The sequence below is a fragment of the Leclercia sp. genome, assembly GCF_036780805.1.
GTDB lineage: Bacteria > Pseudomonadota > Gammaproteobacteria > Enterobacterales > Enterobacteriaceae > Enterobacter.
The window spans coordinates 240,852-265,979 of sequence record NZ_DAIQCE010000003.1; the positions used below are offsets into that span (position 1 = coordinate 240,852).

19 protein-coding genes are annotated in these 25,128 nt (G+C 50.2%); all 19 read left to right on the top strand.

Features of this window, described 5'->3' with window-relative positions:
• The first annotated feature begins 211 nt into the window (after nt 1-211).
• The 19 genes from V7Q49_RS12590 (at nt 212) to V7Q49_RS12680 (ending at nt 25,096) form a co-directional block, all read left to right on the top strand.
• On the top strand, nt 212-1,177 hold the full coding sequence (locus tag V7Q49_RS12590; protein ID WP_333852316.1) for a hypothetical protein: 966 nt from the start codon (nt 212-214) through the stop codon (nt 1,175-1,177).
• Between the two features lies 1 nt (nt 1,178).
• Nucleotides 1,179-3,095, top strand: coding sequence for a glycosyltransferase family 2 protein (locus tag V7Q49_RS12595; protein WP_333852318.1), 1,917 nt, complete (start codon nt 1,179-1,181; stop codon nt 3,093-3,095).
• Nucleotides 3,096-3,381: 286 nt separating this feature from the next.
• A complete protein-coding gene (locus V7Q49_RS12600; RefSeq protein WP_333852321.1) occupies nt 3,382-4,971 on the top strand; it encodes a CatB-related O-acetyltransferase in 1,590 nt (529 codons plus the stop codon).
• The gene (locus V7Q49_RS12605) at nt 4,964-6,994 is read left to right on the top strand and encodes a glycosyltransferase (RefSeq protein ID WP_333852323.1); all 2,031 of its coding nucleotides are present in this window, start codon (nt 4,964-4,966) and stop codon (nt 6,992-6,994) included. Before V7Q49_RS12600 ends, V7Q49_RS12605 begins: the two co-directional genes overlap by 8 nt.
• A 140-nt stretch (nt 6,995-7,134) precedes the next feature.
• The gene (locus V7Q49_RS12610) at nt 7,135-8,301 is read left to right on the top strand and encodes a nucleotide sugar dehydrogenase (RefSeq protein ID WP_333852325.1); all 1,167 of its coding nucleotides are present in this window, start codon (nt 7,135-7,137) and stop codon (nt 8,299-8,301) included.
• An 88-nt stretch (nt 8,302-8,389) separates the two neighbouring features.
• Nucleotides 8,390-9,298, top strand: coding sequence for a glycosyltransferase family 2 protein (locus tag V7Q49_RS12615; protein ID WP_333852327.1), 909 nt, complete (start codon nt 8,390-8,392; stop codon nt 9,296-9,298).
• 69 nt (nt 9,299-9,367) lie between these two features.
• Nucleotides 9,368-11,377, top strand: a complete 2,010-nt coding sequence (locus V7Q49_RS12620; protein WP_333852329.1) for a glycosyltransferase family 2 protein — start codon at nt 9,368-9,370, stop codon at nt 11,375-11,377.
• Complete coding sequence (locus tag V7Q49_RS12625; RefSeq protein ID WP_333852331.1) at nt 11,365-12,390, top strand: glycosyltransferase family 1 protein; 1,026 nt, start codon at nt 11,365-11,367, stop codon at nt 12,388-12,390. Before V7Q49_RS12620 ends, V7Q49_RS12625 begins: the two co-directional genes overlap by 13 nt.
• A gap of 145 nt (nt 12,391-12,535) precedes the next feature.
• Nucleotides 12,536-13,621, top strand: a complete 1,086-nt coding sequence (gene rfbB, locus V7Q49_RS12630) for a dTDP-glucose 4,6-dehydratase (protein WP_333852333.1) — start codon at nt 12,536-12,538, stop codon at nt 13,619-13,621.
• Entirely contained in the window at nt 13,621-14,508 is an 888-nt protein-coding gene (gene rfbD, locus V7Q49_RS12635; protein ID WP_333852334.1) for a dTDP-4-dehydrorhamnose reductase, read from the top strand. Before rfbB ends, rfbD begins: the two co-directional genes overlap by 1 nt.
• 89 nt (nt 14,509-14,597) lie before the next feature.
• Nucleotides 14,598-15,470, top strand: coding sequence for a glucose-1-phosphate thymidylyltransferase RfbA (gene rfbA, locus V7Q49_RS12640; protein ID WP_333852335.1), 873 nt, complete (start codon nt 14,598-14,600; stop codon nt 15,468-15,470).
• 51 nt (nt 15,471-15,521) lie between these two features.
• Entirely contained in the window at nt 15,522-16,070 is a 549-nt protein-coding gene (gene rfbC, locus V7Q49_RS12645) for a dTDP-4-dehydrorhamnose 3,5-epimerase (RefSeq protein ID WP_333852336.1), read from the top strand.
• Nucleotides 16,071-16,120: 50 nt separating this feature from the next.
• Complete coding sequence (locus V7Q49_RS12650) at nt 16,121-18,124, top strand: capsular polysaccharide biosynthesis protein (protein ID WP_333852338.1); 2,004 nt, start codon at nt 16,121-16,123, stop codon at nt 18,122-18,124.
• 85 nt (nt 18,125-18,209) lie between these two features.
• Nucleotides 18,210-19,454: a capsule biosynthesis protein gene (locus V7Q49_RS12655; protein ID WP_333852340.1), complete on the top strand. Its 1,245-nt coding sequence runs from the start codon at nt 18,210-18,212 to the stop codon at nt 19,452-19,454.
• Between the two features lie 204 nt (nt 19,455-19,658).
• Entirely contained in the window at nt 19,659-20,546 is an 888-nt protein-coding gene (locus tag V7Q49_RS12660) for a helix-turn-helix transcriptional regulator (protein WP_333852342.1), read from the top strand.
• Between the two features lie 220 nt (nt 20,547-20,766).
• Nucleotides 20,767-22,920 carry a carbon starvation CstA family protein gene (locus V7Q49_RS12665; RefSeq protein WP_333852344.1) on the top strand — a complete coding sequence of 718 codons (2,154 nt, stop codon included), beginning with the start codon at nt 20,767-20,769 and terminating at the stop codon, nt 22,918-22,920.
• Between the two features lie 96 nt (nt 22,921-23,016).
• Nucleotides 23,017-23,220 carry a YbdD/YjiX family protein gene (locus tag V7Q49_RS12670; protein ID WP_032616354.1) on the top strand — a complete coding sequence of 68 codons (204 nt, stop codon included), beginning with the start codon at nt 23,017-23,019 and terminating at the stop codon, nt 23,218-23,220.
• A 10-nt stretch (nt 23,221-23,230) separates the two neighbouring features.
• On the top strand, nt 23,231-24,184 hold the full coding sequence (yjiA, locus tag V7Q49_RS12675; RefSeq protein ID WP_333852348.1) for a GTPase: 954 nt from the start codon (nt 23,231-23,233) through the stop codon (nt 24,182-24,184).
• Nucleotides 24,185-24,550: 366 nt separating this feature from the next.
• Nucleotides 24,551-25,096: a YfaZ family outer membrane protein gene (locus V7Q49_RS12680; protein WP_333852350.1), complete on the top strand. Its 546-nt coding sequence runs from the start codon at nt 24,551-24,553 to the stop codon at nt 25,094-25,096.
• The last annotated feature ends 32 nt before the right edge of the window (nt 25,097-25,128 follow it).

A 25,128-nucleotide genomic window follows, 5' to 3' on the forward strand; every position in this document is an offset into this window, starting at 1 on the left:
CAACAACTTAACAAACCAAAATATAAAATCGCCAACGTATTTGGAGAATTAAAAATTAAATCCATTTATTACATTTAATTAAAACCACACATACAATAGTCTATATAATCCACTATATCTCACCCAGAAATTATTTTTATCCAATCTCTCAATCGGCTGAGTCACTTTTGTTATTAAAAATACGGATTATATTCACAGGATAGCTAATAGAATGACCAGAAAAAAAAAGTTCAAATCTAAAATATCATCAAACAATCATATTACTTCAACTTTGGTAAACTCATCCGATAGAGGTATTACTAGTCATACTTTAGAACCAGCATCTTATGACTGCGTTAGCGAAATAGCGCATACTGCGCAACAATTTGCCTCAGGAGATTTGTATTACTTAAATCAAGAAAGCCTATCTACGCCGATAACTGAAATAACTGAAATAAGTAATAACTCATTATTAAAAGAAAAAATACCTTTCGAAAACACTACCAATGATAAACCTAACATAGATCAGCAGCAATTTATAAAGCTAATTCAAGAGCTTGAGATCGAAAAAGAAAATTTGGAAAGATGTAATCAAGCATTAAAATTTAAGCTGTCTGATATGCAAAATAAAATTCAGAATAATAACGATTTTATTTCAATGCTTGAAAGAGATCAAATTATAGCCGCAAATAAAATATCCTCTCTAATTCATTCGGAATCTATGCTAAAGCAATCATTAGAAGAGAGATTTGAGGAGCTAGCTATATTAGCTAACTTACTTGTCGAAAATGAAAAAGATTATAAAAACAAGATAGACATGCTGCATAAAAAACAAAGCGTTATAGATATTAGACCTCAAGATACCCTTACCAGTCGTCTCAAAAACAAACTTACTTCAATTAAACATCAGAAAGTAAAATCACGGCAATTTTTACAAAATGTAGCTATTATTCGACAGTCTGAGCTTTTTAATAACGACTGGTATTTGAAAAACTATCCAGAATCATCTTCCCATAAATTTGGTGCAGCTGGTCACTACTTAGAACACAGTTTAGTTTTAAAAACTAATCCGTCTCCGGATTTTGACGGAAATTGGTATTTACAAGTATATGAAGATGTTAATGTCGCTGGAATGAACCCATTATTACATTATATAAAGTTTGGCATCAAAGAAAATAGGGAAATAAAGGTACTGTAATATGAAATTCACTTTAGTAATAATTTCTTACAATGCAGAAAAAACAATAGAGAAATGTCTTAGTTCGTGTATATCTCAAACTTATAAAGATTTAGATATAATTATAGTCGATGACAACTCGAGTGATAATACTCTAGCTATTATTAAAGAGTATATGACACGAGATAAAAGAATTAATTTAATTTGCCATGACAAAAATAAATCTGCATTGCAGGCACGTAAGAACGCTGTGCAATATGCAAAATCTCAATACGTTTGGTTTATAGATAGTGATGACCATATTATTCCTTCTGCTGTCGGTGAATTATCCAGAGCATTAAAAGCAAAGGATTATCCAGATATGCTTACTTTTGGATCAAATGATTATAGTGAGCATGGAGAGCTTAAAAGACAATTTTATGACTGGAGTAAAAATCAACCATTAATCAAATGGAAATTCAACTCGGATTATCGACCTTATACCAGAATAACTAAAACATCAATTCTCAAAAAAGCTGCTGATATAATACCATCAGATTTATATTTATATCGGCATAATGATTTTTTCATGTTTAACTTAGTAAAACTATTTATAAGTTCAAAATCACATTTTGATCGAACCCTGTATAATTATACATTATCTTCAACATCCGTTACTAATCAAAAAAGCATACAAGATATTACCCGACATATAGAATTGATTGATATATTGCTAACCCAATATGAAGAAGTAGCTAAATTAGTTAAACAGGATGAGGTTAATATTACTGAGTTTATCAAAAATGAAAAATTAAAACTAAAAAAATATGCAATAAGCCAATATCAAAATGATCCTGCAAATTATTTATACTCATTGAAAAAACTTTATAAAAGCGAACAGAAAATCATTGTATCTTTGACAAGCTTTAGTAAACGGATCCAAACTGTACATTTAACCATTCAGTCATTGCTCAAACAAACTATATTGGCTGATAAAATAATTTTATGGCTCGATGAGAAAGAAATCACTCGAACAGAATTACCATCAAATTTAAAAGACCTAGAGTCAGAAATTTTTGAAGTACGATTTTGTGCAAATTATAAAAGTTATAAAAAATTAATCCCAACTCTGCAATTATATCCTGAAGCAACTATAGTTACCTTTGATGATGATATCTATTATCCGAATGATCAACTAGAAAGATTAATTTTAGCTCATTTTGATAATCCGAATGAGGTAATCACTCATGTAGCCAGAAATATTTTAATACAAGATAGAGAATTGTTACCATATACCAAATGGGTACACATATTTAAAGATCAAATAGGACAACCATTGTTGAATTTATTACCGATTGGAGTTGGTGGTATTCTTTATCCACCTAAAGCTCTTCATCCTGAAGTCGCGAATATTTCAGCATTTATGAAATTGGCTGCTCACGGTGATGATCTTTGGTTCAGATGCATGAGCCTGTTAAACAATAGGAAGATTGTTGCTTTAAATCATGGTTACTTCTTAACACCTAATCAAATTGAGGGTACGCAAGAAGTTGGCCTGTGGCAAACCACCAATGAAGATACTGACAGTAACAAACGACAACTAGAAGAAATCATCAAAAGCTATCCAGAACTAGGGTGTAAATTTTTAGAAGATGAATTTTCTTATCATAAAATAAATAACATTATGTACTGTAATCTATTACAAAAAGTCCATTCTTTATCTTCGGAAAATAGCAAATTAAAGAAAAATAAATCACATCCTAATACTACAAGCTCAATACCTAAAAAAGATATGCTGCATGAGAAAGGCGAGCTTGATTTTAACGATCTTCCTCGGGATCAATTCGACGAACAATGGTATGTGACAAAATATCCAGATGTTCTTAAAACCATACTCAAGCCATTTGAACATTATAATTTGATTGGGAAAAAGCTTAATCGTTCCCCAAAACCCAATTGAAATTAGAATAAATAAAATATAATCTATTGCTATATATTTTGAAAGATATTGTAATTACATTATTTTTAACCAATAAAACCTCACAGTGATTATTGTGTAATACTTATGTATTCATTATTTTTATGGAGCTGTTATTGCATGACTATCGCTTTATAAAAAATGAACTTTCATTGCTCCTATAAATAGTATGGTAATCCCCTCCCTCAAGATAGAGCCATGAGTTAAAAATTATTTAATTTAAAATTCTAGTTTCGCAAATAATCAAAAAACAAATTCGGACATTTACATGGAATATAACTTCAAGATAAATCTATTCAAAAATAATATTCTCCAAGAATATTCCAGCCATAACATAAATACAAATTCATTAGATGAATTAAATATATCAGTGCTTCCCAAAACATATGGCTTTTTTGAAAATGACGTTAAAATCCAGTCTCCTCACATTGGCGGTGGCCAGCTTTTTGTTGGGGCTCATTCATATATAAATGATGGAGGATACTTACGTGGCAATATAGCCATTGGCCGTTACTGCTCAATTGGTAGAAGGGTAACAATTGGCGCCGGTATGCACTCCATGGCTGGATTATCTACGTCGCCGCATTTAAGAGGGGTAAAATCTACTGCATATAGCGAGAATGAGCAAAATAATGTCCATATTTCAAGTAGAGTTAATAACGTTATAATTGGCCACGATGTTTGGATTGGAGATGGGGCCATAATATTACCAGGAGTTACTATTGGTAACGGTTGTGTTGTAGGCTCAAATTCCGTTGTAACCAAAGATCTTCCAGACTATAGTATTTTCGGGGGCGTCCCAGCGAAGAAAATATCATCCCGGTTTGAAGTGGAAGTAATCAACAAGTTAAATAGATCCAAATGGTGGGACTCTAGCAAAGAACAGTTAAATCAATATCCGATGTCAAACATCTACCAGTTTATTGAATCATACCGTTATGATAATTATATATATCCAACCTTTTTTTATAGTAAAGATAATGCGCCTGAAATTTTTAACTTCAAGGCTGAGTTAGGGATAATAACCTATAAAAAAGAACACGAGATGCTGAAGAAATTGTTATCCAGTATAGCGTTAAGACTTACTGAGAAAAATACTTCAATATGTATTATCTCTCAGGATAACGTGAATCTCGATGACATAATAAGTCCATTTAAAAATACGCTTCCTAATTTAAGTTGGAATTCAGCCAGCAATCTATCGATTGATGGATTAGAAAAATGCAATGGCTGGCAACAGCAACAATTACTCAAACTATATTTATCATCTATTAGCAAGTTTAATTTCACAATTCTTATCGATAGTAAACACTATTTTATTAGGGATTTCTCTATTTCAGAGTTTTACGAAAAAGATGGGCGAGCTGTCATGCCTATTGGCTCTCAAGAAAGCCATTTAGGTAGTAATCGAGGAAATGCTTATATCTCTTGCGCTGAATACTTTAATACTGATTATCGCTATCACATTAAGAATACCTTACCCACAGTAACTCCCTTCGTATTCATTAATGAAATCACAAGAAATATAATTTCTACAGTAGAAGCAAAAGAAGAAGAAAACTTTTATTCTTTCTTTAGAGCTAATATAAATAAATATACTGAGTTTTACTTCTACTCATCATATATTCATAGCCAATATGATATCTCGAATTTATATAGACCAACTAAAAATCACGATTTCATATTCTGGTCTAAGCAAGACATTTACAACAAAAATTTAAGCGAGTTAATATCAAAAGGACAAACCCGTAGTGTTGCATTCCATAATCGTTGCATAGATGACATCATCAACAGTGATGAATCTGAAAAAATAAAATTAATAAGCATGCTTCCATATGGTTACACATTAGATGTATAACAAAAAAAACATTAATATAAATTTGGAACAATACCTATTTTTTAAATCATTTGAAGATTTAAACTCATCTCCTGTTAATTTAATAAAGAACGTCCTGCCTGCTAAAACTGAATATAAACTGAGTGTTGTAATCCCTTTTTTGGACAATTACCAATACCTTTATACTGCATTAGATTCGATAAGGAATCAATCTTATTCAAACAAAGAAATAATTATTATAAATGATTCTCACAATGCCTTCGATACTACAACCCTTCACCAAGGTGAATTATTATTTAATAACTATACAAATCTTGGGACTTATGGTTCAAGAAACCTTGGAATAAATGAATCATCTGGTGAATTTATTACAGTTCACGATTCAGATGATTGGTCCCATCCTCAAAAGTTTGAGTTACAAGTTCAGGCATTATTGGATAACCCAAATGCTGTCGCCAGTGTATCGCATTGGGCAAGATGTTCATCAGATATGTTTTTTGAAACTAAGCCTGATGGTTCAGTCATACACCGCAACGTATCATCTTTAATGATTCGCCGTGAAGTAATTGAAAGATTGGGATATTGGGACAGGGTATCTATCAATGCTGATACTGAATATTATTATCGAATTCTAGCAGCATATGGTCCTGATAGCATTGTCGAAGTCCTACCTGGAGTTCCACTTGCATTAGGTAGACGCCACGAAAACAGCTTAACCATGCAACCACAGACCCATTGGAAAACCCAATATGGGGGTGTGCGTAAAGAATACATGGAAGCTGCTCATGCATGGCATCAAGAATGTGTGAAAACCAACGATTGGTTCATGCCTTATGTGCCTAAAAAACGCCATTTTCCTGTACCAGAAGTAATCGAACGCTCAGTAATTGAGCTTGGCGATAGAGTTTGGCCCTATATTCGTGGACAACAAGCAGTATCAAAGGATACACCTTGTGTTTTATTATGTGGCCATGCATCTGGTCCACAACGTTTTGGAGCAGAACGGAGTTTATTTGATTTAGCTAAAGCAATCTTTCAACTTGGTTATCGGCTAATAATAACTTTACCGCAGCGCAATGCAGCCTATATAAATATTTTAAATCCTTGGTGTAGCGATATAGTTTTATTGCCAAGCCCATGGCAACAAGATGCGGAAATTTGGCCAATCGCACTTGAGGCATATTCTAGAATTATAGCACATTTTAATGTAGATGCCGTACATGTAAATACGTTAGTCAATAGAGCCCCTTTATTATCTGCTCGCCAACAAGGGATTAAATCAATTCTCCATGTACGTGAGTTACTTGAATGGGACACCGAACTCCGTCAATCTATAGACGGTTATTTTGACATAAAATATCTGCTGGATGCAGACTTAGTTTTGGCAAATTCAGAATATACAGCTGAATGTGTTTTAAAAACGGGTTTTAATGGCAATCTTAAAACTGTAGTCAATACCGCTGAGCTTGGATGTATATGGCGAGCGCGGAGTTTTAATAAAGATGAATTAATACGTGTTGGCATGGTAAGCAGTAATCTTCCAAAAAAAGGGCTAAAAGATTTTTTGGCTATAGCTTCTGCAGCAAAAGACCTTAATCTGCCTTTACAATTTGTACTTATCGGCCCGATCAATGAACATGTAAAAGCTTTAAAAAGGGATTTGCCTGAAAATATCTCAGTGTTAGGATATTGCAATACCCCTGAGCAAGCATTCGTACATTTGGATATTTTACTAAACCTTTCTCATTTTCAAGAGTCCTTTGGACGTACTGTCGCTGAGGCCATGCTCGCTGCCAAACCGGTTATTTGCTATCGATGGGGAGCGTTACCAGAGCTTGTTGAAAATGGCAGCACTGGTTTTTTGGTTCACTTTAGAGATATTGATGGGGTTGTTCAACGCTTGAATTATCTTTGTAATCACCCAGAGCTCATAGAAGAATTAGGATGTTACGGGCAAATGATTGCTATTTCACGCTTTAGTCCAGAAGCATTTAAGCACAGATTAAGCGATGCTTATCTATCAATTTTACCTAAAGCGAAATAGCATTGTCTTCCCCATAATTATTTAAATAATACGTATTTTGATTGAATTAAATTATTTTAAGAAAAATTTAAATAGGATTGTCAACACGAATCTTTTTTTCCATCTGTGAAAAAAATAATTTTAAAAGGAATGTTGAGCTTATGAACATTGCTATTGCCGGTACAGGATATGTTGGACTTTCTAACGCAGTGTTACTAGCGCAGCATCATAAAGTAACAGCTTTAGACGTAATAACCGAGAAAGTCGCCCAGATTAACCAACACCATTCCCCAATCGCAGATAAAGAACTTGAAGATTACTTAGCCAACAAGCCTCTTAATCTTCGGGCCACGCTGGACAAAGTCGAAGCCTATCAGGACGCTGAATTTGTCATTATCGCCACCCCGACCGATTACGATCCAAAGACAAACTACTTTAATACCAGCACCGTCGAAGCCGTGATTCGCGATGTGATGAGTATTAACCCGCATGCCGTCATGATCATTAAGTCCACCATCCCGGTGGGCTTTACCGAACGTATGCGTCAGGAATGTGGTACCGAGAACTTAATCTTCTCACCAGAGTTCCTGCGTGAAGGACGCGCTCTGTATGACAACCTCTATCCGTCACGCATCGTGGTGGGAGAATGCAGCGAGCGGGCGCAGCGTTTTGCCGATCTGCTGAAAGAAGGTGCCATTAAAAAAGATGTGCAGGTGCTGTTAACGGGCAGTACCGAAGCCGAAGCCATCAAGTTGTTTGCTAATACCTATCTCGCCATGCGAGTTGCGTATTTCAACGAACTGGATACCTACGCTCAGTCGCATGGGTTGGACAGCCGTCAGATTATCGAAGGCATTGGTCTGGATCCGCGTATTGGCACGCACTATAACAACCCTTCGTTTGGCTATGGCGGCTACTGCCTGCCGAAAGACACCAGGCAGTTGTTAGCCAACTATCAGGAAGTGCCTAACAACCTAATCCGTGCGATTGTCGACGCTAATACTACTCGTAAGGATTTTATTGCCGACAGCGTCATCGCCCGTAAGCCTAAGGTTGTAGGCATCCACCGTCTGGTCATGAAAGCGGGCTCCGATAACTTCCGCTCTTCCGCCATTCAGGGGATTATGAAGCGGATAAAAGCCAAGGGAATCGAGGTCGTCGTCTTCGAACCAGCCATCAAAGAAGATACCTTCTTTAACTCCCGCGTCATTCGCGATGCTGCAGAATTTAAAGCCATCAGCGATGTAATTCTCTGCAACCGAATGGCCCGCGACTTAGCTGATGTCGCCGACAAGGTTTACACCCGCGATCTATTTGGCTCAGATTGAAATGCCCTGAAAAAGAGGGGCTATTCCCCTCTTTATTAACAATGCGTACAGGTAATACTGTCACACATTTTTTGATTGAGAATGCATTTTGAAATTATTTGTTGCCGCAATTATTAAAAACGAAATGGAAGCCCTGCTTGAGTGGATTGCATACCACAGGGTCGTAGGTGTAAGCGGGTTTATTATTGCGGATAACGGCAGTAATGATGGTTCGCGAGCCTTTCTTGATGGGCTGGAAAGGCTGGGCATAGCAACTGTGCTGGATTTTCCCAATGTCGAAGGGCAAAAGCCGCAGTTGCCCGCCTATCAACGAATTTTACGCAGTTGTAGTACAGATATCGATTTACTGGCCTTTATCGATGCCGACGAGTTCCTGGTGCCACTTGATCCTGAGCAGGGCATAGACTCCAGTCTGACCGAATGGTTTAGCGATCCCTCCGTCAGTGCTGTCGCCCTTAACTGGTCAAACTTCGGCTCAAACGGCGAACTGTTTGCCGAAGAAGGGTTAGTAACCGAGCGCTTTACCCAACGCGCCCCTCAGAAATTTAATGCCAATAAGAATTTTAAGAGCATCGTAAGACCCAACAGCGTAAATCACTTTAACAATCCCCATCACGCCGATCTGCGTTATGGCCGCTACATCGATACGCTGGGCAACGATCTCGTTTTACATGCAAAACACGGCAACGGCGTCAGTGAAGAAGTGGTCTGGAATGGCGTGCGGGTGAACCACTATGTGGTTAAATCCCTCGAAGAGTTCCTGCTCGGTAAACACCTGCGCGGCAGTGCCGCTACGGCAAACCGCGTAAAACACAAAGCCTATTTCAAAGCCCACGATCGTAACGACGAAACCTGCCTGCTGGCGGCCGCCCTGGTCCCGAAAGTCAAAGCAGAAATGGCAGCGTTACAGGCACAGCTGGATGCCTTGCCAGAACAAGAGAGTCCGCAGAAGAACGACTCCTGGCTGGCGACCCGTGTTAAAAAGTTAATCGGCTAATCGACGTTTTCCCCTTATTCGACAGGAGTCAGAAGTGGCCTTCTCCACTTCCGGGTTGTGAATCCTCTAATGCATAGCGATTACCACTGGCACCCTCTGGCGCTTCCAGACACCTCTTTATCCCGCGCGGGCTGGTTCCTGATACAGGGCACCCTGCGTGCCCGCCAGCCGCGGGGTGAAACCCGCCTGCGCTGGCTGTGTCAGGGCATTTGGCATGAGCAGATCCTGCCAATTACCCGCCGCGGCACCCTGCAGGAGCTGGTCTGGCTGCCGGTGGGTGCCTGCCAGGTGGGGCTGCTCGCGAGTAGCGAAGGGGCGGAATGCCAGCTGAATATTACCCGCTTCGCACAGGTGTCGGCGGGCAAGAGCCTCTGGCGCCGGTTGCGCCGGGTGTGGCCTTTCTATCAGCGTCTGAATGCGCAAAAGCGCAAGCGTCTGGGGCTGTCCTGGCACCTGTGGTTTACCGATTTACAGCAGGCTTACGAGCTGGTGGGCAAAATCCGTGACGACAGGCCACTGCACGCCTACGAACACTGGCTGGCTAATTTCGATACCGTGCAGCCCGGAGAGCGCCGGTTGATCGATCGTCTGCTGGCCCGCTGGGGCAACCTGCCCCGCGTCTGCCTGCATCTGGTGAACGGCGGTGATGATGAGGCGCGTCAGCGCACGCTGGCGAGTATTGCGGCGCTCTGTTATCCGGCAACGCATATCACCGTGCTGGAACAGCCGCCTGTGGCGGACAGGCCTGAGGGTGAATGGCAATGGGCCATTCCCGTGGGCGCTGAACTGGCTCCGGCAGCATTGGTGTGGCTGGCGCACCAGCTGCGCCAGACCCCGCACGCAAAATGGATCTACGGCGATCACGATCTGCTGGATGAAAAAGGCAAGCGCCACTCGCCGGACTTCAAGCCGGACTGGAACGAAACCCTGCTGCACAGTCAGAACTATATCGGCTGGTGCGGCCTGTGGCGGGAACAGGGTACCGCCGCTATCCCGCAGGATGGGGCCGAGAGCTATCGCGGGTGGTTGCAGCTGGCCCACCGGCTTGCGCCGCAGGATATCGCGCACATCCCTGCCCTGCTGATGCACGTCCCGGACACGCTCCCGCAGCAGGACGGCTACGAAACGCTGGCAAGCCTGCTGCAGGACCTACCCGTCGGGGTGACGCTGGAGTCGGCTCCGCACGGCATCTGTCGCTGGCGCTGGCCGCTCCCGGCAGAGCTGCCGCGGGTATCGGTGATTATTCCCACCCGCAATGGCCTGGCGCATCTCAGGCCGTGCATTGAAAGCCTGGTGCAGCACACCCGTTATCCGAATATCGAAATTATGGTGATGGATAACCAGAGCGACGACCCTGAAACCCTGGCCTATTTCGAACATATCACCCAGGCGTACGGGGTTCGGGTTATCGCCTGGGACCGTCCGTTTAACTACTCCGCCATTAACAATGCCGGGGTACGCGAGGCCACGGGCGAGCTTATCTGCCTGCTTAATAACGACACCGAAGTGATCAATCCCTTGTGGCTGGATGAGATGGTCTCTCACCTGCTGCGTCCGGGCGTCGGGATAGTCGGGGCGAGGCTCTTCTACGGCGATGGCCGTGTTCAACATGCGGGCGACGCGGTTGGGCCAGGTGGCTGCGCGGATCACTTTCACAGTGGGCTCGCTGCCGATGAGCCCGGCTACCAGCGCAGGGCGGTGAGCGCCCAGGAACTGTCGGCGGTGACGGCGGCCTGTCTGCTCACTCCTCGCCAGCTCTTTTTATCCCTGAACGGCCTGGATGAAGTGAATCTGCCGGTGGCCTTCAACGACGTGGATTACTGTCTGCGTGTTGGTGAGGCGGGCTGGCGGATCGTCTGGACCCCCTTTGCCGAGCTGTACCATCATGAGTCGGTCTCCCGCGGCAAAGATGTCACGCCAGAACAGCTGGCGCGCTCCCGGGGTGAGCTGCGCTACATGAAAAAACGCTGGGCGCAGCGGCTCAAGCACGATCCCGCATACAATCCCAACCTGAGCTACGACCGACCCGATTTCTCGTTAAGTCATACTCCTAATGTGGTGTTGCCATGGACGAACTGATCAGAAAGGCACTCTTTAAACCGTATCTGAAGTTGAAAAAGCAAAACAGCGAGACGCCGTCGGACAGCTGGCCCGAGTGCCACTCGCTGTTGATCCTGCATGAGGGAGATTCCCCGACGCTGGCCTATTTTGAAGCGGCGATCAGAAGTCGTTTTCCCGATGCTGTCTGTCAGCTGGTGAATACCTTAACCACGCCGGCCATCGAGGTGGATAAAGGGACCGCCATCGTGGTTATTCGCTTTATCTCCACCGAGTGGCAGCGCGAGATTGTACGCAACATCGATGACCTCTCCCAGGTGGTCTATTTTATGGACGACGATCTGTTCGATCCGTCCGCCTTAACGGCATTGCCCAAAGCCTACCGGACGAAAATCATCCGGCGCTCTGCGGCACAGCACCGCTGGATCACCACCCATTGCGACACCATCTGGGTCTCGACGCCCTATCTGGCCAACAAATATGCGCACCTCAATCCCGATGTGGTGCCCGCCCAGCCCACGCCGCGGCTGCTGGCCGTGACCCGGCCGGTAAAAATTGCCTATCACGGCTCCAGTTCGCACCAGGCAGAAAAATACTGGCTGCGGGAGGTGGTTGAAGGCGTGCTGAGGAAGTGCCCGCAGGCCAGCTTCGAAATTTTTGGCGAACATGAAATTTATAAACTTTACCGTGATTTACCGCGGGTAACGGTATTACACCCGATGACCTGGCAGAACTATCTGGATTACACTCAGCATCATCGGGTTGATATTGGTCTGGCCCCGTTACTGGAGTCGGAATTTAATATGGCGCGCGGGCCAGTAAAATTTTATGATTTCGTACGCATGGGCGCGGTGGGGGTTTACAGTAATTGCGCCCCGTACAGCGACTTTATCGAACAAAATATCAATGGCGTGCTGCTGAACAACGATCCGCAAAAGTGGATCGACGCCTTATCGCTGTTGGTCAATTCCGGGCAAAAACGTCAGACTCTGGCGAATAATGCGAAGGAATACACTTACTCATTAATGAGTTAAAACAGGACAGTATGGGAAAGCTGTTATTCCCAACCTGCATCAGGCCTTGTTTCCACCTGTGCCTGCCGTTAAAACACGGTCTGAACGGATAGCAGAGACTGTGTTCTGGTGAACATTTCATCCAAGAGAAAAGTAAAAAACGCTTATGAAAATCCTTGTAACCGGTGGAGCCGGTTTTATCGGTTCTGCTGTTGTTCGCCATATCATCCGTGATACCCAGGATGCGGTGATCAACCTTGATAAGCTCACCTACGCGGGCAACCTTGAATCGCTGGCCGAGGTGGCCGCAAGCGACCGCTACGCCTTTGAGCAGGTGGATATCTGCAACCGTGCGGAGCTGGATCGCGTCTTCGCCACCCACCAGCCGGATGCGGTAATGCATCTGGCCGCCGAGAGCCATGTGGATCGCTCCATTACCGGCCCGGCCGATTTTATCGAAACCAATATCGTCGGCACCTATACGCTGCTCGAAGCGGCCCGCGCCTACTGGAGCGAGCTGGATGAAGCCCGCAAGCAGGCGTTTCGTTTCCACCACATCTCCACCGACGAAGTGTATGGCGATCTGCCGCACCCGGATGAAGTGAGCGCCGGCACCGAGTTGCCGCTGTTTACCGAGACCACCCCGTATGCGCCAAGCAGCCCATACTCGGCGTCGAAAGCCTCCAGCGATCATCTGGTGCGCGCATGGCGTCGTACCTATGGCCTGCCGACCATCGTCACCAACTGCTCCAACAACTACGGCCCATATCACTTCCCCGAGAAGCTGATCCCGCTGGTGATCCTCAATGCGCTGGACGGCAAAGCGCTGCCGATCTACGGCAAGGGCGACCAGATCCGCGACTGGCTGTACGTTGAAGATCACGCCCGTGCGCTCTACACCGTAGTCACCACCGGCGTGGTAGGCGAGACCTACAACATCGGCGGCCACAACGAGAAGCAGAACCTGGACGTGGTGCACACCATCTGCGACCTGCTCGATGAGATAGTGCCGAAAACCGGTTCTTACCGCGACCAGATCACCTATGTGACTGACCGCCCGGGCCATGACCGTCGCTACGCCATCGATGCCAGCAAAATGAGCCACGAGCTGAACTGGCAGCCGCAGGAGACCTTCGAGTCCGGTATCCGCAAAACCGTGCAGTGGTATCTGGATAACCAGCAGTGGGTCAACAACGTGAAAAGCGGCAGCTATCAGGACTGGATCGCGAAGAACTATCAGGAGCGTAACTGATGCATATTCTGCTGTTCGGCAAAAATGGCCAGGTGGGCTGGGAACTGCAGCGCGCGCTGCTGCCGCTGGGTCGTATCACGACGGTGGATTTTGACTCTACCGATTACTGCGGTGACTTCAGCAACCCGGAAGGCGTGGCCGAGACCGTGCGTCAGCTGAAGCCAGACGTGATCGTTAACGCTGCCGCCCATACCGCGGTGGATAAAGCCGAGAGCGAGCGCGACTTTGCCGAGCTGCTCAACGCCACCAGCGTTGCCGCTATCGCTAAAGAAGCCGAGGCGCTGGGCGCGTGGCTGGTGCACTACTCCACCGACTACGTCTTCAACGGCAGCGGCGATAAGCCGTGGGTGGAGACAGACCAGACCGCGCCGCTGAACGTCTACGGCGAAACCAAGCTGGCGGGTGAGCAGGCTGCTGCGCTCTGCTCCCGTCATCTGATTTTCCGCACCAGCTGGGTCTATGCCGCCCGTGGCGCTAACTTCGCTAAAACCATGCTGCGCTTTGGTAAAGAGCGCAGCGAGATGTCGGTGATCAACGATCAGTTTGGTGCACCGACCGGGGCAGAGCTGCTGGCCGACTGCACGGCCCATGCGATCCGTATCGCGCAGGATAAACCTGAAGTGGCCGGGCTGTATCACCTGATCGCCGCGGGCACCACCACCTGGTTCGACTATGCCCAGCGGGTGTTCGCTACCGCGCGTGCCGCGGGCGTTGAGCTGGCCGTGACCCAGGTGAACGCTGTTCCGACCAGCGCCTTCCCGACGCCGGCAAAACGTCCGCATAACTCACGCCTCAACACCAGCAAGTTCCAGCGCACCTTCGGGATGACGCTGCCGGACTGGACCATCGGCGTCGATCGCATGATGGCTGAAATTCTCGGGAAGTAAATGCAAACCAAGGTATGCTATGCCTGCCTTGGTTTATGGCGTTTTTGCCCTCCCCCGTGCAGGTAACCAAACAGAAGAAATGAAGGATTATGAACAAGCGTAAAGGTATTATTCTGGCCGGTGGGTCAGGGACTCGTCTCTATCCGGTCACCATGGCGGTGAGCAAACAGCTGCTGCCGATCTACGACAAGCCGATGATCTACTACCCGCTGAGCACCCTGATGCTGGCCGGTATCCGCGATATCCTGATCATCAGCACCCCGCAGGATACGCCACGCTTTGAGCAGCTGCTGGGCGACGGCAGCCAGTGGGGCCTGAACCTGCAGTACAAAGTGCAGCCAAGCCCGGACGGTCTGGCGCAGGCCTTTATCCTCGGCGAAGAGTTCATCGGCGACGACGACTGCGCGCTGGTACTGGGCGACAACATCTTCTACGGTCACGATCTGCAGAAACAGCTGGAAGCCGCCGCCTCCAAAACGGCGGGTGCCACCGTCTTTGCCTATCATGTCCATGATCCTGAGCGTTATGGCGTGGTGGAGTTTGACCGTGAAGGCACCGCGATCTCCCTCGAAGAGAAGCCGCTGGAGCCGAAGAGCAACTATGCGGTAACCGGCCTCTACTTCTACGACAACCGCGTGGTTGAGATTGCCAAAAGCCTGAAACCGTCGCCGCGCGGCGAGCTGGAAATCACCGACGTGAACCGCATCTACCTTGAGCAAGGGGATCTGTCGGTTGCCATGATGGGCCGTGGCTATGCCTGGCTGGATACCGGCACCCATGAGAGCCTGATTGAGGCCAGCAACTTTATCCAGACCATCGAAACCCGTCAGGGGCTGAAAGTGGCCTGTCCTGAAGAGATTGCCTACCGTCTGAAGTTTATCGACGCCGACCAGGTGCGCAAGTTAGCCGCGCCGCTGGCGAAGAATGCCTACGGGCAATACCTGCTGAAAATGCTTAAGTAGTTATCGTTTTTCCTGGGGCGTGATGCCCCATTTATGAATCAGGCCGTCATCATGAACGTAATTCAGACCGCAATTCCCGATGTATTTATTTTTGAGCCAAAAGTGTTTGGCGACGATCGTGGTTTCTTCTTCGAAAGCTTCAACCACCTGCAGTTCGAAGCCGCCATTGGCCGCAGCGTAAACTTCGTCCAGGACAACCACTCTAAGTCCTCTAAAGGCGTACTGCGTGGCCTGCACTACCAGCTGGCACCGCATGCGCAGGGCAAACTGGTGCGTTGCGTGGCCGGTGAGGTGTTCGACGTGGCGGTAGATATTCGTCAATACTCCCCGACCTTTGGTCAGTGGGTGGGCGTGCATCTCTCCGGCGAGAACAAGCGTCAGCTGTGGATCCCGGAAGGTTTCGCCCACGGCTTTATGACCCTGAGCGACACCGCAGAATTTCTGTACAAAACCACTAACTACTATGCGCCGGAGAGCGATCGCGGCATCCGCTGGAACGATGAGACCATTGGGATTACATGGCCAGAAATCGACAGCGAGATCCTCACCTCCGCCAAAGACAGCGTTGCCAAATCCTTCCCTGACGCAGAGTACTTCTGAGTCACACGCCCCGCAGTGACGCGGGGCGTTTTCTGATGCACAGAGCGCACATGAAATTTTACACAGGTTCAGCCGGGATCCTGGCCCGAAAAGCACAGCTCGAGCCGATGCTTGGCCGCCCGTTACACGCCTTTAAAATGGGTATGCAGCTGGCGCAGGACGATGTGCTGGTCGGCTGGGGCCAGAAAGCCAATACCCGACAGATCAAACAGAAAGCCCAGGAGCTGGGCCTGCCTTACTGGCAGCTGGAAGATGGCTTTATCGGGTATATCGGCCACCCCGCAAGAGGGGGCAAAGCCGTCTCCCTGATCGCCGATCCTGTGGGCATTTACTACGACGCGCGCCAACCGAGCCGCCTTGAGCAGCTGATTGCCACGCCGTGCGATGCCAGAATGCTGGCACGCGCCGAAGCGCTGGTGTGTGAACTGCTGCGCCTGGGCATCACCAAGTACAACTGTTATGCCGCAGACGGCGGCCTGCCCGACGCGCTGGCTACCCGCCTGCACCACGACGCTCGCCCAAAGGTGCTGCTGATCGACCAGGTGGCAGGGGATCTCTCCATTCCCGGCGCGCTCGCCAGCCCTGACGATTTCATGGCGATGGTCGCGGCGGCACGGCGTAACCATCCCGGTGCCCGCCTGCTGCTGCGCACCCATCCGGATACCCGGCTGGGGAAGAAGCGCGGCGTGCTGGCGCAGATGCAGCTGGACGACGTGGAGTGGGTCACCGAGCACTGCCATCCCCATGCCCTGCTGAAGGAAGTGGAGGCGGTCTATACCGTCTCCTCGCAGATGGGGTTTGAAGCCCTGCTGCTGGGCAAAGCGGTGTACTGCTTCGGCATGCCGTTCTACGCCGGCTGGGGGTTGACCCACGACAGCAAACAGTGTGAACGTCGCCAGGCGCAGATTGGCCTGCCGCAGCTGGTGGCAGCGGCTTTAATCCTCTATCCCCGCTATCTGGATCCGGTTCTGGGCCAGCGTTGCGAAGTGGAGCAGGTGCTCGAGGTTATCGCGGGTCAGCTGACCCCGGCTCCGCGCTATCGCCGCCTGTATATGGTGGGCTTCTCGCTGTGGAAACGCGCCTTTATGCGCGCCTTCTGCCAGCCGCTGGCTGAGGAGCTGCGCTTTGTGCGCACCCCACCTGCACAGCTGGCCGCCGATGAGCAGGTGCTGGTCTGGGGCAGCCGCCACCCGGAACTGACGAACCCGATCCGGGTGGAAGATGGTTTTATCCGCTCCCGGGGCCTGGGTTCGAACCTGTGCCGCCCTTCTTCGCTCTCCATCGATCCGGTGGGGATTTATTTTGACAGCCGACGTCCGAGCGGGCTGGAGCTGTTGCTCAATCAGCAGCCGCTCAGCGAGCAGGCGCTGGAACGCGGCGCGGCGCTGGTGGAGCTGCTGCGCCAGCATGGGGTCAGCAAATACAACGTCGGCACCGTGCAGCCCTTCACGCCGCCTGGCGACGGGCGTGCGCTGGTGCTGGTGGTGGGCCAGGTCGATGGCGATGCCTCGATCCTCACCGGCAGCCCGGTGATCCGCAGCAACGAACAGCTGCTGTGGGCGGTACGCGCCGCCAGGCCGGAGGCGCATATCCTGTTTAAACCGCACCCGGACGTGGTGGCGGGCAACCGGGCCGGGGCGATCTCGGCCGAATGCCTGGCGAGCTGCGTTGACAGCCAGGTGCTGGATCTCGGCCTGACCAGTCTCTATCCCCATGTTGACGAGCTGCACACCATGACCTCCCTCAGCGGGTTCGAGGCGCTGGTGCAGGGGGTGAAGGTCACCACCTGGGGCCAGCCGTTCTACAGCGGCTGGGGGCTGACCGAAGATATCCACCCTGCCGAGCGCCGTCAGCGCACCCTGCCGCTGGCCGCGCTGGTCTACCTGACGCTGGTCGCCTATCCGCGCTATATCGACTGGCAGAGCGGCCTGTGGATGAGCCCGGAGCAGCTGATCCGCCAGCTGGCGGTGCAGGGAAATTCATCATCGCAAAAGGCCAGCCGCTGGCAGCGCTGGCAGCTCAAACTGAGCTATCTCGCCCAAACACTTCGCTAACGAACTATTTATCCTGATTTATTAAAGAAAAGCGGTCATCAAGCCGTTACACACTGTTCATCAACGGATCGATCTGGGAAAAATAATGGAAGAGCAAGCTATCCGCCACCTGCTGAATGGCCGTCGATATCTTTTACTACAAGGACCCATGGGCCCCTGCTTTTCACGTCTGGCAAGCTGGTTACAGAGCAGCCACCGTGAAGTGAAGCAGGTCTGCTTTAATGCCGGGGACGCGTGGTATGCCGCAAAAGAGACCGCGCTGCACTACACCGGCTCCGTGAAAAACTTTGCCTTCTGGCTGCGCGAGCTACACAAAACCTACCCCTTCGACACGGTCGTCTGTTTTGGTGACTGTCGCCCGATGCACATCGAAGCGAAGAAGTGGGCGCGCAGCAAAGCCATCGATTTCCTGGCGTTTGAAGAGGGTTATTTCCGCCCGTTCTACATCACCCTGGAAAAAGGGGGCGTGAACGCCTTCTCCTCGATGCCCATCGACGCCAGATATTATCGCGAACAGCCGCTGCCGGAGGTGAAAACCCCGACGCCGTGGAAACCGAGCTCCTTTAACCGTGCCGCCCATGCCATGCTCTACTATGCGGCGGGCTGGTTTGGCCGCCATCGCTACCGGGGCTATCGCCACCATAAGTCGTTCTCCCCGTGGTATGAGATGCGCTGCTGGTTCCGCGCCGGACGTCGTAAGCTGTGGTATCGCTGGCAACAGCGCCATATGCTGAGCCATATCACCGGCCAGCTGGATAACGAATACTATCTGGCGATTCTGCAGGTCTACAACGACAGCCAGATTATTCACCACAGCCCGTATAAAGACGTGCGTGACTATATCGAAACCGTGATCCGCTCCTTTGCCCGGCACGCGTCAAAAGAGCGCCACCTGGTGTTCAAGCACCACCCGATGGATCGTGGTCACCGCTTTTACGGCATCCTGATTAACAAGCTGACCGAAAAGTACGGCATTACTGGCCGGGTGATCTATGTTCACGATCTCTCCCTGCCCGCCCTGCTGACCCACACCCGGGGGGTGATTACCGTCAACAGCACCGCGGGCCTGTCGGCGCTGATCCATAACAAGCCGCTCAAGGTGATGGGCAAAGCGCTGTACGACATCGAAGGGTTAACCTGGCAAGGGCCGCTGAACCAGTTCTGGCAGGCGGATTTTGCTCCCGATAAAAAGTTGTTCCAGCGTTTTCGTACCCACCTGCTCTATCACACGCAGATCAACGCCGTCTTTTACGGCAAGTCGGACTGGCTCACTATCCCGACAGAAGTTCCTCTGCCGACGCCGCTTGCCGATTCCGAACTCGAACGCTAATTCATCCCTACGCCGGGGAAATTACCCCGGCGGATCCGATCTACCCCTCGCTTTTATCCCTCCGTTGTAAAAATCCCTAATGTTTATCCCGATTCTGGCCGTTATAACCTAAGACAAATTTTCATGCCGAACCCTGTACTGACATATTTTGTCAGCCACACCGGCATAATTCACAGCAATGGCTTAAATAACGGGAAAGCTCATATGACAATTCCGACCAGGAGTCGCTCGGCTGAAAGGTTGGTTGATATTCTGCTGGAGCTTCATTTACACGGCGTGGTTAGCCGTCAGGCATTGATGCATAAATTTAATATTACTGAGCGCACGGTCTATCGCGATCTGAATGCACTTTCGCCCATTGTGGAGCACTGCGGAGACGGGCAGTACCGGCTAATTCATGCCCGTCCGGGCCATGCCAGCCCAGGGCTGCATCATGTCATAGCTAACTTTCTGAATGTCGATAACTTTTTCCCGGCAACAGGCCGCGAATTCTGGGACAAACTGGAGTCTAGAGTCGAGGAAAACCATATTATGATCCTCGGTAACGATGCCGAAAGAACGGGTCCTAAGGATATTCACAGCCTGTTAGCGGACTTTGAAAAGGCGATTAAGGGACAGCAGATTTGCCAGATCCTGTATAAAGGAAAGTCGCGACAGATTAGCCCCTATAAAGTAATTAACAAAAAGAACATATGGTATTTACAAGCCACCGAAGAGAAGCGTTTGAAATCGTTTTCTTTGAGCCTGATCCAGTGGCTGGATATACAAAGCAAGACCTTCACCCCGGACAATGACATCCTCGAACTGCTGGAAAAAAATCCCGACCCCTGGGTCAGCGAAGAGACGTTCGAAGTGGACGTATTTATTCCCACCCGCATTGCGCACTATTTTAAGCGTCGCGATCTGCTCCCCGACCAGGAAATTCTGGCGGAGGACAAAAAGGGCATCACTCTGCGCTGCCATGCCGCACATGAGAACCAGATCCTGCCGCTGCTGTTCTACTGGCTGCCCAACATTCAGGTGCTGGAACCGGCCTGGCTGAAGCAGAAGTTTGTCGGCACGTTAGAAGAGTATCTCGCCAGCGCGGAGTGATCCGCGTCTGACGGCGTGATCCTCTTCACACAATTTCCCCCTGCAACGGCGAGCCTGAACCACTCGCCCTCTTCTTTGACCGTTCATCCCGCCATACAACCACTCACCGATTTACCTTCCTTTACACGCGCAAGGCTCTGGCAAGATCGCCTCAGCATTACTCAACATCTCTCACAGCGAACCCTGACCCTTTTTTTCATCTAAAAAACCAGGTTTTATTATGGACATTAAAAAACTACTTAAGCACGTTCCCTGGCTGCTCCTCGGGATCCTCGGTGCCTGTTGTCTTGCCGTGGTTGCCCTGCGCCGCGGCGAGCACATCAGCGCCCTGTGGATCGTCGTGGCCTCGGTGTCGGTCTATCTGGTGGCGTACCGCTACTACAGTCTCTATATCGCGCAGAAGGTCATGAAGCTTGACCCGACGCGTGCCACTCCGGCGGTGATTAACAACGACGGCCTGAACTACGTGCCAACCAACCGCTACGTGCTGTTTGGTCACCACTTTGCCGCCATCGCGGGCGCTGGCCCGCTGGTCGGCCCGGTGCTGGCCGCGCAGATGGGCTACCTGCCGGGTACCCTGTGGCTGCTCGCAGGCGTGGTGCTGGCGGGTGCGGTGCAGGACTTTATGGTGCTGTTTATCTCTTCCCGCCGTAACGGCGCGTCTCTGGGTGAGATGATCAAAGAAGAGATGGGCCGCGTGCCGGGCACCATCGCCCTGTTCGGCTGCTTCCTGATTATGATCATCATCCTTGCGGTGCTGGCCCTGATCGTGGTGAAAGCCCTGGCCGAAAGCCCGTGGGGCGTGTTCACCGTCTGCTCCACCGTACCGATTGCACTGTTCATGGGGATCTACATGCGATTCCTGCGTCCGGGCCGCGTGGGTGAGGTGTCGGTGATCGGTATCGTGCTGCTGGTGGCCTCCATTTACTTCGGCGGCGTGATTGCGCACGACCCGTACTGGGGCCCGGCACTGACCTTCAAAGACACCACCATCACCTTCGTGCTGGTTGGCTATGCCTTTGTCTCTGCCCTGCTGCCGGTATGGCTGATTCTGGCGCCGCGTGATTACCTGGCGACCTTCCTGAAAATCGGCGTGATCGTCGGGCTGGCGATCGGCATCGTGATCATCAACCCTGAGCTGAAAATGCCTGCGGTGACCCAGTACATTGACGGTACCGGTCCACTGTGGAAAGGCGCCCTGTTCCCGTTCCTGTTTATCACTATCGCCTGTGGCGCGGTCTCTGGCTTCCATGCCCTGATTGCCTCCGGCACCACGCCGAAGCTGCTGGCGAACGAAAACGACGCCCGTCTGATCGGTTACGGCGCGATGCTGATGGAGTCCTTCGTGGCGATCATGGCCCTGGTGGCCGCATCCATCATCGAGCCGGGTCTCTACTTTGCGATGAACACCCCGCCTGCGGGCCTGGGCATCACCATGCCAAACCTGCATGAGATGGGCGGTGACAACGCGGCGCTGATTATGGCGCAGCTGAAAGACGCCAGCGCCCACGCGGCGGCGACCGTCAGCTCCTGGGGCTTTGTGATCTCCCCTGAGCAGATCATGCAGACCGCGAAAGATATCGGCGAACCGTCGGTACTGAACCGTGCCGGTGGCGCGCCAACGCTGGCTGTCGGTATTGCTCACGTGTTCCACAAAGTGCTGCCGTGGGCGGACATGGGCTTCTGGTACCACTTCGGTATTCTGTTCGAAGCGCTGTTCATCCTGACCGCGCTGGACGCCGGTACCCGCGCAGGCCGCTTTATGCTGCAGGACTTGCTGGGTAACTTCGTGCCGTTCCTGAAGAAAACCGACTCGCTGGTGGCGGGCATTCTCGGTACCGCCGGCTGCGTAGGCCTGTGGGGTTACCTGCTGTATCAGGGCGTTGTTGACCCACTGGGCGGCGTGAAGAGCCTGTGGCCGCTGTTCGGGATCTCTAACCAGATGCTGGCGGCTGTTGCTCTGGTGCTCGGTACCGTGGTGCTGGTGAAGATGAAGCGCACCAAATACATCTGGGTGACCGTGGTGCCAGCCCTGTGGCTGCTGCTCTGCACTACCTGGGCGCTGGGTCTGAAACTGTTCAGCACCAACCCGCAGCTGGAAGGCTTCTTCTTTATGGCTAACCAGTACAAAGAGAAGATTGCCGCAGGCGGCGGTGAGCTGACCGCACAGCAGGTTGCCAACATGAACCATATCGTGGTGAACAACTACACCAACGCGGGTCTGAGCATTCTGTTCCTGGTGGTGGTTTACAGCATCATCTTCTACGGCATCAAAACCTGGATGAAGGTGCGTGACGCCGACGGCCGTACGGATAAAGAGACCCCGTATGTGCCGGTACCGGAAGGCGGCGTGAAGACCTCTTCGCACCATTAAAAAAATGGCGGGTGGCGCTACGCTGACCCGCCCTACACAGAAACTGTAGGCCCGGTAAGCGTAGCGCCACCGGGCTTTTTCTGTCTGGAACCCACAATGTTTGGTAACTTAGGCGAAGCGAAAAAATACCTCGGTCAGGCGGCAAAAATGCTGATTGGCATCCCGGACTATGACAACTACGTTGAACATATGAAGACCAACCATCCGGATAAGCCGTACATGACCTACAACGAATTCTTCCGCGAGCGTCAGGAAGCGCGCTACGGCGGAGGAGGAGAAGGCGGCGTACGCTGCTGCTAAAGGAGAGAACATGACACCGATTGCCGTTACCCTGCTCACCGGCTTTCTCGGCGCGGGCAAAACCACCCTGCTGCGCCACATCCTCAACGAACAACACGGCTTTAAAATCGCGGTCATCGAAAACGAGTTCGGGGAAGTCTCCGTAGATGACCAGCTGATTGGCGATCGCGCCACCCAGATCAAAACCCTGACCAACGGCTGCATCTGCTGCACCCGCTCGAACGAACTCGAAGATGCCCTGCTCGACCTGCTCGACAGCCGCGATCGCGGCGAAATCGACTTCGACCGCCTGGTGATTGAGTGCACCGGCATGGCCGACCCCGGCCCGATTATTCAGACCTTCTTCTCCCACGAGATCCTCTGCCAGCGCTACCTGCTGGACGGCGTGATCGCCCTGGTCGACGCGGTTCATGCCGACGAGCAGATGAACCAGTTCACTATCGCCCAGTCGCAGGTGGGCTATGCCGACCGCATCCTGCTGACCAAAACCGACGTGGCGGGCGAGAGCGAAAAACTGCGTGAGCGCCTGACGCGCATCAACGCCCGCGCGCCGATCTATACCGTCACCCATGGCGATATCGATCTCGCCCAGCTGTTCAACACCAACGGCTTTATGCTGGAAGAGAACGTGACGGCTAAGCCGCGCTTCCACTTTATGGCCGACAAGCAGAACGACGTCTCCTCCATCGTGGTCGAGCTGGATTACCCGGTGGATATCAGCGAGGTCTCCCGGGTGATGGAGAACCTGCTGCTCTCGTTTGCTGACAAACTGCTGCGCTACAAGGGGATGCTGTGGATCGACGGCGAACCGAACCGCCTGCTGTTCCAGGGCGTGCAGCGCCTCTACAGCGCCGACTGGGACCGCCCGTGGGGCGAGGAAGTCCCGCACAGCGTAATGGTGTTTATCGGCATTGAGCTGCCGGAAGAGGCGATCCGCGCGGGGTTTGCGGAATTGAAGAAGTAAGATCTGCACTCCCTGTTTACAACGAAGGGGAGTGCTTTCTTTACGGCGCGAATGACGATGAATCAATGTAAATAAAGGTTATAAACTGTAAAACTGAAAACGGGCTACGTAATGATCATCGACACCCTTGATTCGTCTCTGACTATTATTAACGCCCTATTCACCGTCTGTTTAGGGAATAAACTCAATCGATCTTAAACACGATAGAATCAATCATTGACCCTGCGACAAAGAAACCATCCCGCAACAATAATCCTGTAATAAATTTACACAATCAGCATAAAACCGCGACCCTCATCACATTTGCAGTCATAAACCTCGCCTGTTAGGGTGTGCCCAGATTAATTTGACGACGAGGAAGAAAACATGAAAAAGCTTAATATCTTTATCCTTTCCGCCCTGACAGCCATTTCCGGCTCTGCCATGGCAATGGGCGGCAGCATTGAGCAGGGTAAAAACTACACCAACCTCAATCTGGAAATGGGTAAATCCTCCTCCGGTCTGTACGCTGAAAGTAACTGGCTGAAAAACACCGATGACGGCACCCAGACCGGTGGCGTTGGCGCAGGCTACAATTTCGAAGTCGGCCCGGTGATGCTGAATGCGGGTGCGAAAGCCATCTACATCGGCCCGAAAAAAGGCGATAACGGCGTTGCATTCCCGGTTGGCGGCGGCGTTAACCTTGCCCTGACGGATAGCATTAATGTGTTCGGTGAGGGTTACGTTGCGCCAGAAGGCCTGAACAACAGCGTTAAGAACTACGTGGAAGCTAACGGCGGCGTGAGCTGGACCCCAATCAAACCGGTTACGCTGAAAGTGGGTTACCGCCACGTGAGCGTTGACGGCAAAGACGGCCGTCCAAACCATACCCTGATTGACGGTGCCTACGTTGGCGGCGGCGTGAGCTTCTAAGGCTCCGTAGAAAATGTGTTGCCGGGTGGCGC